Here is a 16650-nt window from a genome sequence, read left to right as displayed (position 1 = left end):
ATTTTTCGCCGGCACGCGGGCATTGACCTCCAGCGAAATCCGGTGGACGGTGGACGCATGCCCGGATCAACGCAGCCGCTGTGGGACGCCCTCTCCGCCCAGGTTTCTTCGGGGTGGTGCCCCGGACTTGTTGCGGGCGTTCGGATCGCCGGAGAAACCGAAGTCCGTGCCTTTGGCGCCCTGGACACGGCACGAACGGCACCGGTCTTGCCCAGCACACCGTTCCGGATCTCCTCTTTGAGCAAGCTCTTCGGCGGCGCCCTGGCACTGGATCTGGTAGCCGAGGGCAGATTGAGGCTGGACGACGACGTCTCCCGCTGGCTCCCCGGCCTGGGCGGACTGCGTGTGCTGGCCTCCCCTGACGCACCGCTTTCTGTCACTGTTCCCGTCCGCGGGCCCGTGACGCTGCGGCATCTGCTGACCTTCACTGCGGGCTTCGGCATCGACTTCGGTGAGACCCCGTACTCCGCTGCCACTCGCGGGCTGCTCTGGGGCCCCAATCCCCCGGACATGGACCCGGACACCTACCTCGCCCGTCTCACGGAGCTCCCCCTGGCTGCCCAGCCGGGCCAGCGCTGGATGTATCACTCGGCCGCAGACCTGCTCTCGGTCCTGCTCTGGAAAGTTGCCGGCAAGCCGGTTTCAGAGCTTGTCGCTGAGCGCATCACCGGACCGTTTGGCCTGGCCGGGACCGGCTTCCCCACCGGCTCGGAAGCGTTCCCCGCCGTGTACCAGGCGGAGGACGGCGAGCTGGTCGAGGCGGAGGACTACCGGGACGCTTTCAGCGCGCCGCCGCGGTTCGAATCCCTCGCCGGAGGCATGGTCTCCACCGTTCCGGATTACCTGGCTTTCCTCGCGGCACTGGCGGACGACGTCCTGCTTCCCGCCGGGGTTGCCGCGGAGCTGGCTTCCGACCAGCTGGTGGGCAGCCAGCGCGCGGGGTTTGCCGAGATGGCCGGTCCGGTCCAGAGCTGGGGCTATATGACGGCGGTGCAGACTGAGCCCGGTGACCCGTGGTCCGAGCCCGGCATGTGGGGCTGGGCAGGTGGGTCCGGGACCAGCGCGGCGGTATATCCGAACGGGGACATCGGGGTGGTTTTCACCCAGCGCTTTATGTCCGGTCCGCAGGATAGTTTCGATTGGTTCTGGGAACCCTTCGGCCGGGTGCGCGCCGAACTCCATTCCAGGGACTAGGAGTTAACGCACGACGGCGGCGGGGCACCCAGCCGGGCACCGCACCGCCGTCGTTACCGGTGAGGGCGTTAGAGCACCTTCGCCAGGAAGTCCTGCAGCCGCGGGGACTGCGGATTGCCGAAGAGTTCCTCGGGCACGTTTTCCTCCACAATGTGTCCGTCCGCCATAAAGACGACCCGGTCGGCCACTTCGCGGGCGAAGCCCATCTCGTGGGTGACCACGACCATGGTCATGCCTTCCTTGGCCAGGTCACGGATTACCTGGAGCACCTCGCCGACCATTTCCGGGTCAAGGGCGGAAGTAGCCTCGTCGAAGAGCATGACGTCGGGCTTCATGGCCAGCGCACGGGCAATGGCCACACGCTGCTTCTGGCCGCCGGAGAGCTGTGCGGGGCGTGCGTCGGCCTTGTCTGCCAGGCCCACCCGGTCCAGCAGCGCCAAAGCGTTCTTGCGTACCTCGGCCTTGGAACCCTTCTTCAGCTCAACCGGCGCCAGCATAATGTTTTCCAGCACGGACATGTGCGGGAAGAGGTTGAAGTGCTGGAAGACCATGCCAATGTGCTGGCGGACCTTGTTCAGGTCAACCTTGGGGTCGGTGAGGTCGAAGCCGTCGATGACGACCTTGCCCGCGGTGATGTCTTCGAGCTTGTTCAGGCACCGCAGGAAAGTCGACTTGCCGGAACCCGACGGTCCAATCACGCAGACCACTTCGCCCTCGGCTACGGCAACGTCGAGCCCCTTCAGGACCTCGACCGGACCGTAGGACTTGCGCAGGCCGATGGTTTGGATCTTGCTCACTTGTTGAACCTCTTATCCAGGACGTCCGCCAGCTTGGTCAGCAGCGTGATGACGATGAAGTACAGGGCGGCGACGATGATGAGGACCTCGGCGGTCCGGAAGTTCACCGCGTAGACCTGCTGCGCCTGGTACGTCAGTTCCGCGAAGCCGATAACGGCCAGCAGTGAAGTGTCCTTCAGCGTAATGACGAACTGGTTGATGAAGGACGGCGTCATGATCTTCACGGCCTGCGGAATGATGATCTTCTGCATAGTCTTGCCGTAGCCGAGGCCCAGGCTGCGCGCAGCTTCCATCTGGCCAGGGTCCACGGACTGAATACCTCCGCGCACGATTTCGGTCATGTAGGCACCGGCGTTGAGGCTCAGCGTCAGCACGCCTGCGGTCAGCACGTCCACCGGCTGGCCAATGATCTGGGGAAGGCCGAAGTAGAAGAAGAAGGCCTGCACCAGCACCGGGGTGCCGCGGAAGATGGAGACATACGTGGTGGCGATTCCTCGCAGGACCACCTTTGAGCTGACCTTGAAGAAACCGAAGATCACACCCAGAATCAGTGCGAAGAACAGGGACAGCGCAGTGGCCAGAAGCGTCAGGCCAAGGCCCTTGGCGAAGGCGGGCGCGTTGTCGGTGACCAGGGACCAGAAGCTTGAATCGGCTGCGCCTGCGTCAAGGTAGCGGTCCAGGATCTCGTCGTATTCGCCAGATTCCTGCAGGTTTGCCAGTCCGGCGTTGAACGCCTCAAGCAGTTCGGGGTTGGTGTCTGCGTTGACGGCGAAGCCGTAGGAGGAACCAACCTCCTTGTCGGTGACGGTCTTCAGGCCGTTGCCCGACTTGATGCCGTATGCCAGGACGGGGTAGTCGTCGAAGACGGCAACGGAGGAGCCGGCCTTGACGTCGTCGTACATCTGCGCCGACTGGGCGAAGGCGATGACGTCGAAGCCGTACTGATCCTTGATGGACTCGGCGAAGGCCTGGCCTTCGGTGCCGGTCTTGACGGCGACCCGCTTGCCCTCGAGGTCCTCGTACCCGGAGACATCGTTGTTGTTCTCTGCCACGGCCATCTGGATGCCGGACTCGAAGTACGGATCGGAGAAGTCGAAGACCTTCTGACGTTCTTCGGTGATGGACATACCGGCGATCACGCCGTCCACCTGGTTGGACTGCAGTGCCTGAAGGGCAGCGTCGAAGCCGAGGGAACGGATTTCCACCGAGAAGCCCTGGTCTTCGGCAATTGCGTTCATCAGGTCGATATCGATACCGACCAGTTCGCCGTTCTCACGGAACTCGAAAGGCGCGAAGGTGGTGTCCGTACCGATGGTGTAAGTCTTGCCGGCCGCCCCACCGTCGTCCGGAGTGGTGGCCGCGAAGGCCCCGGATGCGGGAATACCCAGCAGCAGCGCTAGCGCTGCCAGCAGGGAGGTGAGGGGAACCGCGAGTGAGGCGGGGCCCTTAGGCACCCGTTTGCCACTGTGCAAAGTAAACATCTCCTAGCTAATGGTTCGCGGCGATGCGCAGCAAACGCCATCAAAAAGCCTACTAGGAATGCGGGCACTGAAATTACCGTTGGGGGTCCGGGAGGCCCTCAGCCGACCCCGTAGCCGTAGAACCAGCGTTCAAAAACTCCCCGCGCCCGCCGGGTGACCCGCAGGTAGTCTTCCTCCAAAACTGCGCCCTGACCTGCGGCGTAACCGCACCAGCGGGCCACCGCTTCCAGTTCCCGGCGGGAGGAGGGCAGCACATCCGGGTTCCTCCCGCCCCGAATCACATTTGCACAACGGATCCGGCTGGCCAGCAGCCAGCTCTCCCGCAGGACGGCCGTGTCCTGCTCCGGGAGGAACCCGGCGTCGGACAGCGCGTCCAGGGCCGGAAGGGTGGCTGTGGTGCGCAGCGCGGGGTATTCACGCGCATGCTGGAGCTGGAGCAGCTGGACAAGCCATTCAACATCGCTGAGCCCGCCCCGCCCCAGCTTGAGCTGCCTGGACGGATCGGCGCCGCGCGGCAGCCTTTCGGCTTCCACCCGGGCCTTGATTCGGCGGATCTCCCGCACGTCGGACTCCGCAAGCCGCTCCGGATACCGGAGTGGATCGATCAGGGAGATGAAGTCCTCACCCAGCCGGTCATCTCCGGCCATGGGACGGGCACGCAGCAGTGCCTGTGCTTCCCAGGCAAGGGACCAGCGTTCGTAGTAGCCGGCATAGGAGTCCAGGCTGCGCACCAGCGGTCCCTGGCGGCCTTCCGGACGCAGCGCGGCGTCGAGCTCCAAGACCCGTTCAGCCTGGACTGCAGGACGGGAGGGCTGCTGCAGCAGCGAAGAGACCAGCTGCACGATCTTCTCGGCCTGCCCCTGCGCGGCCTGGGCGTCGACGCCTGGCAGCGGACGGTGCACGTACAGCACGTCGGCGTCGGACCCGTAGCCGATTTCACGGCCGCCCTGGCGTCCCATGGCGACCACCAGGACATCAGTGAGCTGCTCCTCCCCCGCGTAGACCTCGTTCTCGGCCACGTGCAGGGCACCAAGGACCGCAGCACGGTCGTTGTCGGACAGTGCCCGGCCCACTTCCTCCTGGGAAAGCAGTCCGGCGCTGTCTGCCAGCGCAATGCGCAGCATCTCCCGGCGGCGGATCAGCCGGATCAGCCGGACGGCTTCGGCCGGCCGCGGATGGCGTGACATTTTGGCCCGCATTTCCTGCCAGAGCGAATCGAAGCTGGAGGGCTGCAGGTCCTTGTCCGTTCCCAGCCAGGCGGTGGATTCGGGCGAAACCTCCAGCAGTTCGCTGATGAACCGTGAGGAGGAGAGGATCTGGCAGAGCCGCTCCCCTGCCGCGGAAGAGTCTCGGATCATGCCGAGGAACCAGTGGCTGTCACCCAGCGATTCGCTGAGCCGCCGGAAGCCCAGCAGCCCGGCGTCGGGATCCACGCCGTCCCCCAGCCAGCCCAGCAGCACCGGAAGCAGCTGGCGCTGCAGGGCCGCCCGGCGGCTGATGCCGTTGGTGAGGGCTTCGATGTGCTTCATCGCGCCGCGCGGGTCGGCGTAGCCGAGGGCTGCGAGGCGGGCCTGGGCGGCCTCCGGGCTGAGCCGCACCTCGGCCTCGGATAGGTTCGCTGCGGTGGCCAGCAGCGGACGGTAGAAGATGGCCTCGTGCAGCCGCCGCACCAGCCGCTTGGTCCGCTGCCAGGTCTCCAGCAGCCGCTCGGCGCTTGGACGCACCAGCGCCAGCGCTCCCGCAGAAGACTTTGAAAGCGCACGCAGGGCAGGCTCGGATTCGGGCATCAGGTGGGTCCGCCGCATATGCACCATCTGGATCCGGTGCTCCAGAACCCGCAGGTAGCGGTACGCTGCGTCGAGGTCCGCCGCGTCGCCGCGGCCAATGTAGCCGCCCTCGCTCAGCGCGGCGATGGCGGCAGTGGTGGTGCGGACCCGGAGCGTCTCGTCGATCCTGCCGTGCACCAGCTGCAGCAGCTGCACCGTGAACTCCACGTCCCGCAACCCGCCCTTGCCCAGCTTGATCTGCCGGGTTTCCTCATGGGAGGGGATGTGGTCGGTGACCCGCCGCCGCATTGCCTGCACGGACTCCACAAATCCGTCTCGCTCCGAACTGGACCAGATCAGCGGGGCCACGGCATCCTCGTAGCGCCTGCCCAGCTCCGGATCCCCAGCCACGGCACGGGCCTTGAGCAGCGCCTGGAACTCCCAGGTCTGCGCCCAGCGCTGATAGTAGGACAGGTGTGAGTCAAGTGTGCGGACCAGCGGACCGTCCTTGCCCTCGGGCCGCAGGTTGGCGTCCACCTCCCACAAGCCCGGTTCCGGGGCGGAGGCGTTGATGACCCGGGATATCCCCGCCGCCATGGCTGTGCCGATCCGTCCGGCGAGTGTCTCGTCCAGATCCGGGGCGTCCATCACATAGATGACGTCGACGTCGGAAATGTAGTTAAGCTCGCTGGCACCGCACTTGCCCATGCCGATCACAGCCAGGCGCACCGCAGCGACGTCGGCTGCGTCGAACGCACCCTCCGCCAGCTCCGCGCGGGACACCGCCAGCGCTGCCTCCAGTGCTGCCCCGGCCAGGTCTGCGAGTTCGCGTCCGACGGCGGGCATGGTGTCTTCCGGGGAAGCGGCTCCCAGGTCCCGGATGGCCAGGTCCAGGAGATGGCGCCGGTACCTTGTGCGCAGCTGCACGTACGCTTCCGGACCAGTCAGGCGTGCCACGGGATTCGGACCGGAGCCGGCCTGCACGGACTCCAGGAGCGAGGCACGCAGGGTGCGGGCCGGAACCTGGCCCGGCTCGGCCCGCAGTCCGGTATGGAAGAGGTCCGCGTTCTCCGGATGCCGCATGACGAACTCCGCCAGCGCTTCGGAGGCCCCGAGCACCCGGAACAACGCTTCGCCTTCTTCCTCCTCCCCGCCCACCAGTTCGGCGAGCGGGGGAATGCGGGAGAGCAGCCTGACCAGGGACTGCAGCGCCATGTCAGGATTCGCAGACCGGACGAACCCGGAGAAGAGCCGTTCCTGGTCGAGTCCGGCGAGTTCCGGAGCGGCCAGGAACCGTTCGCTTTTCTCCAGGTCCGTAAATCCGGCGGCGATCAGGCGTCTGGTCAGGCTCATCGGCAATCGGCTTCCGCTAGAGGATGCTCAGGTTCTTCTTCAGCTCGAAGGCCGTGACCTGCTGGCGGTATTCGTTCCAGTCGGCCTGCTTGTTGCGCAGGAAGTTCTCGAAGACCTGTTCGCCCAGGATCTCCGCGACCAGCTCGGAGTCCTCCATGACGCGGATGGCGTCATGCAGGCTCGAGGGAAGCGGTGCATGCCCCATGGCACGGCGCTCGGCGGCGCTCAGCGACTCGATGTCGTCCTCCGCTCCCGGCGGGAGCTCGTAGCCTTCCTCGATGCCCTTCAGCCCGGCACCCAGGAGGACGGCGTAGGACAGGTAGGGGTTCGCCGCTGAGTCAATGCCGCGGTATTCGATGCGCGCGGACTGGCCCTTGCCCGGCTTGTACAGCGGTACGCGCAGCAGGGCAGAGCGGTTGTTGTGGCCCCAGGACAGGTAGCTGGGGGCTTCCCCTCCACCCCAGAGCCGCTTGTAGGAATTCACGAACTGGTTGGTCACAGCGGTGAATTCCGGCGCGTGGCGCAGGATCCCGGCCATGAACTGGCGGGCAGTGGTGGAGAGCTGGAATTCCGCTCCGGCCTCAAAGAACGCGTTGGTGTCGCCTTCGAACAGGGAGAAGTGCGTGTGCATGCCCGAACCGGGGTGGTCGGAGAAGGGCTTCGGCATGAAGGTCGCGTAGCAGTCGGTCATCAGCGCGACTTCCTTGACCACCGTGCGGAACGTCATGATGTTGTCCGCAGTCTGCAGGGCGTCCGCGTAGCGCAGGTCGATTTCGTTCTGGCCGGGACCGGCCTCATGGTGGCTGAACTCAACGGAGATGCCAACGGCTTCCAGCATTGAGACCGCAGTGCGGCGGAAGTCCTGGGCCACACCGCCGGGGACGTGGTCGAAGTAGCCGGCACGGTCCACCGGCACCGGTTCGCCGTCGGGACCGGGCTGGTCCGACTTCAGCAGGTAGAACTCGATCTCCGGGTGGGTGTAGCAGGTGAAGCCCATGTCTGCCGCCTTGGCCAGCTGCCGCTTGAGCACGTAGCGGGGATCGGCGGCTGAGGGCTGGCCGTCCGGGGTAAGGATGTCGCAGAACATCCGGGAAGTCTGCTCCTCGTCACCGCGCCACGGCAGAATCTGGAACGTGGAGGGATCCGGCTGCGCCAGCATGTCCGACTCGAAGATCCGGGCCAGTCCCTCGATCGAAGAACCGTCAAAGCCGAGACCTTCATCAAAGGCGCCTTCGACTTCCGCCGGTGCCAGGGCCACCGACTTCATGGAACCCACAACATCCGTAAACCACAGCCGCACGAACCGCACGTCGCGTTCTTCGATCGTTCGCAGAACGAATTCCTGCTGGCGGTTCATGCTTAACCTCTTTCGCTGTACTTCGCTTGGCGGTTCCGTATCCGGGCTCCCGACTGCAGCATCCGGCCACTGCGGCCGTGCTGCGGGGCAGGCTCGCTCGGCGGTGCGCGCAGCCTGCAATTACTCTACCCAGCCAAGGGCGCTTTTTCGGCTCACGAGCGGGCGTGGCCCCGCACATTACGCGCAGGACATAAACCCGCCAGGCGCCCGCGGGCCCAACGTTTAGTAGTCTCGAAGAATGACCAGCGCTGAACAGCCCAAACCGTACGGCACCGAGAAGAGCGCGGCACCGGTGCCGCCGCGGCGGGTACGTACCTCCTACCTCCAGCAGCTCAAGGACACCGGCGGCAAATTCGCCATGCTGACTGCCTACGACCAGTACACCGCGCAGATCTTTGACGAGGCGGGCATCGAGACCCTGCTGATCGGCGACTCTGCCGCCAACAACGTCATGGGACACGAGACAACGCTGCCCATCACGCTGGACGAAATGATTGTTTTTGCCAAGTCGGTTTCCGCCGGGGCAAAGCGCGCGCTGATCGTCTGCGACCTCCCCTTCGGTTCCTACGAAGTCTCCCCCGCCCAGGCCATCGAATCCTCGGTGCGGCTGATGAAGGAGGCCGGGGTGCAGGCAGTGAAGATGGAGGGCGGCGCGCCCTACGCCGGCCATGTGCGGGCGATGACGGCAGCCGGCATTCCCGTCATGGCACACGTTGGCTTCACTCCGCAGAGCGAACACGCCCTGGGCGGCTACAAGGTCCAGGGACGAGGCGACGCAGCGCAGGCAGTCATCGACGACGCAGCGGCCCTTGCCGAAGCGGGCGCGTTCTGTGTGCTGATGGAAATGGTTCCCGCCGACGTCGCAGCAGCAGTCGACGCCGCCGTCCGCGTCCCGACCATCGGAATCGGGGCAGGAAACGCCACCACCGGCCAGGTGCTGGTGTGGCAGGACATGGCGGGCATGCGCGGCGGCAAGGCCCCGAAGTTCGTCAAGGCCTTCGCCGATGTCCGGTCAGTACTCTCAAATGCTGCCCGCGAATACGCTGCCGAGGTTCGCAGCGGCACGTTCCCGGGCCCGGAGCACAGCTTCTAGGCGCTTCTCCTGGACGGGCGGCCGCAGCAGCCCGTCCAGGAAGTCACTAGTCGTCGTCCTGCTTGTCCCAGGCCTCGTTGCGCGCCTGTACCTTCTGCAGCGCGGCGGCGGCCTCCTCGCGGGTCTGGTACGGCCCCAGCAGCTTCGTCCAGTCCGACTGCGGGCCCACCTCGACTTCATGGGTCTGTACGTTGAACCAGTACTCGGCCATTGGCCCTCCTCAGTCTCGCCCCGGAGACCGTTGGGCCACCGGGGATACTCAGCCGCCGTCCCATGCGGCAGCACGGGACGCTGGCGATAAGATCGATACTATGCCCCAGAATATTGCCACCGCACCCCTTGGCCGCCTGCAGCCGGGAACGGTCTCTCCCCGCCGGCACGTGCCGTCGTCGATTGCCCGTCCTGAATACGTGGACAGGGATGCGCCTGCGAAATTCACCGGCTCAGAGGTTAAGTCAGCGGAAACGATCGAGAAGATCCGCATCGCCAGCCGGATCGCAGCGCAGGCAATCGTCGAGGTGGGGAGCCGGATCGAACCCGGCGTCACCACTGATGAGCTGGACCGCGTGGCCCATGAGTTCCTGCTGGACCACCAGGCCTACCCCTCCACCCTGGGCTACCGGCACTTCCCCAAATCGATCTGCACCTCCATCAATGAGGTCATCTGCCACGGCATCCCGGACACAACCGTCATCCAGGACGGCGACATCGTCAACGTGGACATCACCGCCTACATCAACGGCGTGCACGGCGATACCAACTACACCTTCCTGGCCGGCAACGTTGACGAAGAATCCCGGCTGCTGGTTGAACGCACCGCCGAATCGCTGCGGCGCGCCATCAAGGCAGTGATGCCCGGACGCGAAATCAACGTTATCGGCCGCGCCATCGAGTCATATGCCAAGCGCTTCGGCTACGGTGTGGTCCGTGACTTCACCGGGCACGGCGTGGGCGAGGCATTCCACACCGGACTGATAATCCCGCATTACGACGCCGCACCGGCGTACAGCCGCCTCATCGAAACCGGAATGGTGTTTACCATTGAGCCTATGCTCACTCTGGGGACCATTGAGTGGGACATGTGGGAAGACAACTGGACCGTGGTCACCAAGGACCGCAAACGCACCGCCCAGTTTGAACACACCCTGCTCGTCACCGATGACGGCGCCGAAATCCTGACCCTGCCCTAGGGCAACGCCTAGCACTGGAGAACCATGGCCAAGAAGCATAAGAACAAGCACGACGCCGTCATTGGAATCGACATCGGCGGCACGGGGATCAAGGGCGGCATCGTCGACCTCGCCAAGGGCAAGCTCATCGGTGACCGCTTCCGCATCCCGACGCCGCAGCCGGCCACCCCGGAGGCAGTCGCCGGCGTCGTCGGGCAGATTGTCGCGGAGCTCTCCTCCCGTCCGGACGGACCCGGCACCGAGGTTCCCGTTGGCGTGACCTTCCCGGCCATCATCCAGCACGGCGTTGCCCGCTCCGCGGCCAACGTGGACAAGAGCTGGGTGGACACCGACGTCGATGCCCTGCTTACCAAGGCCCTGAACCGCGAAGTGCAGGTCATGAACGACGCCGATGCCGCAGGCCTGGCCGAAGCCCGCTACGGCGCGGGACGCGGCGTGGACGGCACGGTGCTGGTCATCACCCTGGGCACCGGAATCGGATCGGCGCTGATCTACAACGGTTCACTGGTACCCAACGCTGAACTTGGCCACCTGGAGATCGACGGCGTGGACGCTGAAAGCAAGGCTTCGGCCTCAGCCCGCGAACGCGACGACATCAGCTGGGAAGAATACGCCAAGCGCCTGCAGCGCTACTTCTCCCACGTCGAGTTCCTCTTCTCCCCCGACCTGTTCGTCATTGGCGGCGGCATCTCCAAGCGCAGCGAGGACTTCCTCCCCATGCTGGACCTGCGCACCCCCATGGTCACGGCCAACTTGAAGAACAACGCGGGAATCGTCGGCGCGGCGCTGCAGGCAGCCCTGCACTTCAACTACATCAAGTAGCCTCAACCTCATCGAGATCGCAGAAAGTGCCCGTTAGAACGCTCTAACGGGCACTTTCTGCGATCTCGATGAAGTGTGGAATCCTACTGGGCCGTCAGGGGACGCTGGGCTCCGGCCGGGACTCCCCCGGCGCGGGCGGACTCAGCGCGCAGCGCGGCTATCGCCGTTTCAAAGTCCTCCAGCGAATCGAAGGACTGGTAGACACTGGCGAAGCGCAGGTACGCCACCTGGTCCAGCTTCTGCAGCGGCTGCAGGATAGCCAGCCCCACCTCGTGGGCCTGGATCTCGGCGACCCCGGAGGCCCGGATGGTCTCTTCCACCTCCTGCGCAAGCAGCGCCAGGTCGTCCTCGCTGACCGGACGGCCCTGGCACGCTTTCCGCGCGCCGTTGATGACCTTGCTGCGGCTGAAAGGTTCGGCCACGCCCGAGCGCTTGATAACGCTCAGGCTGGTTGTCTCCACGGTGCTGAAACGGCGTCCGCATTCGGGACACTGGCGACGGCGGCGAATTGCCGACCCGTCGTCAGCCAGGCGGCTGTCCACGACCCGCGAGTCGGCGTTGCGGCAATACGGACAGTACATTCCTCGGTCCTTTCACACGCGGGCGGGGGCTTGGCGCCCTCATTCTAGGTCTCTGCTCCGCCGGCATGCAGCCAGGCGGGGCCGGGCGCTGCTATTCGGCGAAGCGGATGCTCACGGCATCACCGTGGGCCGGCAGGTCTTCGGCACGGGATAGTGCCACGACGTGCCCGCTGACTTCTTCCAGGGCGTTCCTGCCGTAGTCGATCACCTGGATGGCGCGCATAAAGGTGGTGACGTTCAGTCCGGAGGAAAATGCTGCGGTTCCGGCGGTGGGAAGCACGTGGTTGGACCCGGAGCAGTAGTCGCCCAGGCTCACCGGGCTGTAGCTGCCCACGAAAACCGCACCGGCGCTGGTGATGCGGTTGGCCACTGCCGCAGCGTCTGCGGTGTGGATTTCAAGGTGCTCGGCGCCGTAGGCGTTGCAGACCGCGATTCCATCTTCCAGTGAGTCCACAAGGACGACGGCGGACTGCGCACCGGCCAGTGCGGTGTGCACACGCTCGGTGTGCTTGGTGGCGGGAACCTGCACGTCCAGTTCAGCCCGCACCGCTTCGGCGAGCTCCGGGGAGTCCGTCACCAGCACGGAGGCGGCATTGGGGTCGTGCTCGGCCTGGCTGATCAGATCGGCGGCAACAAACTTCGGTTCCGCTGTGGCGTCGGCAAGCACGGCGATCTCGGTGGGGCCGGCTTCCGCATCGATGCCGACGACGCCCTTCACCAGGCGCTTGGCCGTTGCCACGAACACGTTGCCGGGTCCGGTTACGACGTCCACCGGTTCCAGCGCGGGACCGGCTTCACTTTCGGCAACGCCGTAGGCGAAGGCGGCGATCGCCTGGGCGCCGCCCATGGCGTAGACCTCTTCGATTCCCAGCAGCTGGGCAGCAGCGAGGATCGTTGGGTGGGGCAGGCCGCCGAATTCCTTCTGCGGAGGAGAGGCCAGGGCCAGGGAAGCTACCCCTGCTGCCTGCGCGGGCACCACGTTCATGACCACGGAGGACGGGTACACGGCCAGCCCGCCCGGCACGTAAAGTCCCACCCGGTTGACCGGGACCCAGCGGTGGGTAACCTTTGCCCCGTCCGCAATGTCTACCTCGATGTCGGCCGGACGCTGCGCGGCAGCGAACATCCGGGCCCGCCGGATCGACTCCTCGAGTCCGGCGCGGACGGCCGGATCCAGGTTCTCCAGGGCGTCGACGAGTGCCCGGCGCGGAACCAGCGGATGATCCTGCCGGACGCCGTCGAACTTTTCTGCCAGCTCGGACAGCGCCGCGAACCCGCGGGAGCGGACGTCCGCAATGATGGCAGCGACCGCGTCGGAAGCCACATCGGTAGTGGTCTCCGCCCGGGGCATTACTGCCTTCAGCTGGGCAGGGGTATGGGTCCTGCCGCGGAGGTCAATGGTACGCAGGGAGCCAAAGGGCTGGCCGGTTTGTTCAGCTGCGGAGAAAGTCACAGCCCCATTCTACCTAGGCATCAAGGCACGCAGGTCCCAGCAGTACCTTGAGGTCGCCGAAGAGGGACGGCGTGGGGTTCACCCGGAGGTCCACACCGAGTTTCATGACTTCCACGGTACGGTTCCCGTTGAGCCGGATCTGCACTTCAGAGGTTCCCGGGTGGGTCCGCAGCACGTCACCGAGCTGGGTCACCACGGTTTCGGTGGCCTTGTAGGTGGCCATCGAAATCACCACCGGCCCGGAGTGGCCCTCGCTGAGGTCGGGAACAGTAAGTTCCTGTGCGTTCAGCGTCACCGCGCCGTCGTCCCGCCGCTGCAGGCGCCCGCGGACAACGACGATCAGGTCCTCTGCAAGCACTGCGGCAATGGGACCGTAGACCTGCCCGAAGAACATGACTTCCATGGAACCGGCAAGGTCCTCGATCTCACAGCGGGCATAGGCGTTGCCGCTGTTCTTCGCAATCCGGCGCTGCAGCGAGGTGATCATGCCGGCGATGGTTACGATCGCGCCGTCGGGCGGGCCCTCCTCGCTGACAATCGAGGTGATGGAGGAATCAGCGTGCTGACTGAGGATGCCTTCCAGGCCTTGAAGCGGGTGGTCGGAGACGTAGAGGCCGAGCATGTCCCGCTCGAAGGAGAGTTTGTCCTTCTTCTCCCACTCGGGCAGGTCCGGAATGTCGATGGAAATCGAATCTTCCGGTTCGGACTCTCCCATGCCCGCGAACAGGTCGAACTGACCGACTGCCTCGTTGCGCTTGAGCACCACCACGGAGTCGATGGCTTCTTCATGGATCATGGCAAGCGGACGCCGGGCATGGCCCATTGAATCGAAGGCGCCGGCCTTGATCAGCGACTCGATGGTGCGTTTGTTGCACACCACCGCGGGGACCTTCATGAGGAAGTCCTTGAAGTTGGTGTAGGCCCCCTTCTCCTCGCGGGCACTGACCATCGCCTGGACAACGTTGGCTCCCACGTTGCGGATGGCGCCCATGCCGAAGCGGATGTCCTTGCCCACCGGGGTGAAGTTCACGGAGGATTCGTTGACGTCCGGCGGCAGCACGGTGATGCCCATCTTGCGGCATTCGTTCAGGTACAGGGCCAGCTTGTCCTTGTCATCACCAACGGAGGTGAGCAGGGCTGCCATATATTCGGTGGGATAGTGCGCCTTGAGGAACGCGGTCCAGTAGGAGACCAGGCCGTACGCGGCGGAGTGCGCCTTGTTGAAGGCGTAGTCGGAGAACGGCAGCAGGATGTCCCACAGCGCCTTGATGGCAGCCTCGGAGTATCCGCGCTCCACCATGCCGCCATGGAAGCCCGCGTACTGCTTGTCCAGTTCGGATTTCTTCTTCTTGCCCATGGCACGGCGCAGGATATCTGCCTGGCCAAGCGAGAAGCCGGCCACCTTCTGGGCGATCGCCATAACCTGTTCCTGGTAGACGATCAGGCCGTAGGTGGTGTCGAGGATCTCCTTGAGCGGCTCTTCCAGCTCGGGGTGGATCGGGGTGATCTCCTGGACACCGGTCTTGCGCAGGGCGTAGTTGGTGTGCGAATTAGCACCCATGGGGCCCGGCCGGTAGAGCGCGATGACAGCGGAGATGTCTTCGAAGTTATCCGGGCGCATCAGCTTCAGCAGGGACCGCATGGGGCCGCCGTCGAGCTGGAACACGCCCAGGGTGTCTCCGCGGGCCAGGAGTTCGTAGGACTCCTTGTCATCGAGTTCCAGCGTCTCAAGGTCGAGGTCTACGTCCTTGTTGAGCTTTATGTTCTCGATCGCGTCCGAAATGATGGTCAGGTTCCTCAGGCCGAGGAAGTCCATCTTGATCAGGCCGAGGCCTTCGCAGGTCGGGTAGTCGAACTGCGTGATGATCTGGCCGTCCTGCTCCCGCTTCATGATCGGAATGATGTCGATCAGCGGGTGCGAGGACATGATGACGCCGGCGGCGTGCACGCCCCACTGGCGCTTCAGCCCTTCCAGCCCGATCGCGGTCTCGAAGACGCGCTGGGAATCCGGATCCGTGGCCAGCAGTTCGCGCAGCTCTTCGGCCTCGCCGTAGCGCTTGGCGTCCTTGTTGTGGACGTCCGTCAGGGAAATGCCCTTGCCCATGACGTCCGGCGGCATCGCCTTGGTGAGGCGCTCACCCACGGAGAAGGGGTAGCCCATCACGCGGGACGAGTCCTTCAGCGCCTGTTTGGCCTTGATGGTGCCGTAGGTGACGATCATTGAAACACGGTCCGCGCCGTACTTCTCGGTGACGTAGTGGATCACCTCGGAGCGGCGCCGATCATCGAAGTCGACGTCGAAGTCAGGCATGGACACTCGGTCCGGGTTAAGGAACCGTTCAAAGATCAGTCCGTGTGCCAGCGGGTTCAGGTCGGTGATGCGCATGGCGTAGGCCACCATGGAACCGGCGCCGGATCCGCGGCCGGGGCCAACGCGGATGCCGTTGTTCTTGGCCCAGTTGATGAAGTCGGCAACCACCAGGAAGTAGCCGGGGAAGCCCATCTGGGTGATGATGCCAATCTCGTACTCGGCCTGCTTGCGGACGTCGTCGGGGATGCCGTTCGGGAACCGGTACTGCAGGCCGGTCTCCACTTCCTTGACGAACCAGGACTCCTCGTTCTCCCCCGGCGGGCAGGGGAAGCGCGGCATGTAGCTGGCCTTGGTGTTGAACTCGACATCGCAGCGCTCGGCGATGAGCAGCGTGTTGTCGCAGGCGTCCGGGTAGTCGCGGAACATGGCCCGCATTTCGGCCGGGGACTTGAGGTAGAACTCGTCGGCGTCGAACTTGAAGCGCTTGGGATCGGCAAGGGTTGAGCCGGACTGCACGCACAGCAGGGCGGCATGCGCCTTGGCGTCCTCGGCGTGGGTGTAGTGGAGGTCGTTGGTGGCGACCAGCGGCAGGTCCAGTTCGCGTGCCAGCTTGATGAGGTCTGCCTGGACGCTGCGTTCGATGTCCAGCCCGTGGTCCATCAGTTCGCAGAAGAAGTTGTCCGCCCCGAAGATGTCCCGGAAGTCCGACGCCGCCTGCTTGGCCTCGTTGTAGAGGCCCAGGCGCAGCTTGGTCTGGACTTCGCCGGAGGGGCAGCCCGTGGTGGCGATCAGGCCCTTGCCGTAGGTCTGCAGCAGGTCCCGGTCCATGCGCGGCTTGTAGAGGTAGCCTTCCAGCGAAGCCAGGGAGGACATGCGGAACAGGTTGTGCATACCTTCGGTGTTTTCCGCCCACATGGTCATGTGGGTGTAGGCACCGGCACCGGAGACGTCGTCGCGCCCGCCGCCGCCCCACTTCACACGGGTTTTGTCCTGCCGGGCGGTGCCCGGGGTCAGGTAGGCCTCCACGCCGATGATTGGCTTGATGCCGGAGTTCCGCGCCTTGTTCCAAAAATCGAAGGCACCGAAGACGAACCCGTGGTCCGTGGTGGCCAGGGCGTTCATCCCCAGCTCATCGGCGTGGCTGAACAGGTCGGTCAGGCGTGCTGCCCCGTCCAGCATCGAATATTCAGTGTGATTGTGAAGGTGGACAAACGATTTAGACGTACCAGTTGCTGAAGCCACCTAACCATTC

Annotated in this window: 12 protein-coding genes; 4 read left to right on the top strand and 8 right to left on the bottom strand. The window is 65.0% G+C overall.

What is annotated here, in order from left to right:
* On the top strand, positions 1-1194 hold a 1194-nt coding region (locus tag ABFX29_RS10755; protein ID WP_346038490.1), incomplete at its 5' end, for a serine hydrolase domain-containing protein.
* A 68-nt stretch (positions 1195-1262) separates the two neighbouring features.
* Here ABFX29_RS10755 and ABFX29_RS10750 read toward each other — a convergent pair.
* From ABFX29_RS10750 to ABFX29_RS10735, 4 genes are all read right to left on the bottom strand, one after another.
* A complete protein-coding gene (locus ABFX29_RS10750; protein ID WP_152229157.1) occupies positions 1263-1991 on the bottom strand; it encodes an amino acid ABC transporter ATP-binding protein in 729 nt (242 codons plus the stop codon).
* Entirely contained in the window at positions 1988-3445 is a 1458-nt protein-coding gene (locus ABFX29_RS10745; protein ID WP_420831153.1) for an amino acid ABC transporter substrate-binding protein/permease, read from the bottom strand. The genes ABFX29_RS10750 and ABFX29_RS10745 overlap by 4 nt, the downstream gene beginning before the upstream one ends.
* Positions 3446-3570: 125 nt before the next feature.
* Positions 3571-6591: a bifunctional [glutamine synthetase] adenylyltransferase/[glutamine synthetase]-adenylyl-L-tyrosine phosphorylase gene (locus tag ABFX29_RS10740; RefSeq protein ID WP_152229159.1), complete on the bottom strand. Its 3021-nt coding sequence runs from the start codon at positions 6589-6591 to the stop codon at positions 3571-3573.
* A 16-nt stretch (positions 6592-6607) separates the two neighbouring features.
* Entirely contained in the window at positions 6608-7948 is a 1341-nt protein-coding gene (locus ABFX29_RS10735) for a glutamine synthetase family protein (protein ID WP_152229160.1), read from the bottom strand.
* Positions 7949-8186: 238 nt separating this feature from the next.
* Here ABFX29_RS10735 and panB point away from each other — a divergent pair, with 238 nt between their 5' ends.
* Positions 8187-9041 (top strand): 3-methyl-2-oxobutanoate hydroxymethyltransferase, encoded by an 855-nt coding sequence (panB, locus tag ABFX29_RS10730; protein WP_152229161.1) that lies wholly within the window; start codon positions 8187-8189, stop codon positions 9039-9041.
* 46 nt (positions 9042-9087) lie between these two features.
* Here panB and ABFX29_RS10725 read toward each other — a convergent pair whose 3' ends face one another.
* Complete coding sequence (locus ABFX29_RS10725; RefSeq protein ID WP_141653674.1) at positions 9088-9252, bottom strand: SPOR domain-containing protein; 165 nt, start codon at positions 9250-9252, stop codon at positions 9088-9090.
* 100 nt (positions 9253-9352) lie between these two features.
* Here ABFX29_RS10725 and map point away from each other — a divergent pair, with 100 nt between their 5' ends.
* Together map and ppgK are read left to right on the top strand one after the other, a co-directional pair.
* Positions 9353-10231, top strand: coding sequence for a type I methionyl aminopeptidase (map, locus tag ABFX29_RS10720; protein WP_152229162.1), 879 nt, complete (start codon positions 9353-9355; stop codon positions 10229-10231).
* 24 nt (positions 10232-10255) lie between these two features.
* Complete coding sequence (gene ppgK, locus ABFX29_RS10715; protein WP_152229163.1) at positions 10256-11053, top strand: polyphosphate--glucose phosphotransferase; 798 nt, start codon at positions 10256-10258, stop codon at positions 11051-11053.
* 83 nt (positions 11054-11136) lie between these two features.
* Here ppgK and nrdR read toward each other — a convergent pair whose 3' ends face one another.
* From nrdR to dnaE, 3 genes are all read right to left on the bottom strand, one after another.
* A complete protein-coding gene (gene nrdR / locus ABFX29_RS10710; RefSeq protein ID WP_091605618.1) occupies positions 11137-11634 on the bottom strand; it encodes a transcriptional regulator NrdR in 498 nt (165 codons plus the stop codon).
* 91 nt (positions 11635-11725) lie between these two features.
* Positions 11726-13087, bottom strand: a complete 1362-nt coding sequence (gene hisD / locus ABFX29_RS10705) for a histidinol dehydrogenase (protein WP_246167685.1) — start codon at positions 13085-13087, stop codon at positions 11726-11728.
* Between the two features lie 13 nt (positions 13088-13100).
* A complete protein-coding gene (gene dnaE / locus ABFX29_RS10700; protein ID WP_152229164.1) occupies positions 13101-16640 on the bottom strand; it encodes a DNA polymerase III subunit alpha in 3540 nt (1179 codons plus the stop codon).
* Positions 16641-16650: the final 10 nt, after the last annotated feature.

The sequence above is a fragment of the Arthrobacter gandavensis genome, assembly GCF_039528575.1.
GTDB classification, from domain to species: Bacteria; Actinomycetota; Actinomycetes; order Actinomycetales; family Micrococcaceae; genus Arthrobacter_B; species Arthrobacter_B citreus_B.
This window is presented reverse-complemented; position numbering and strand designations above follow the sequence as displayed.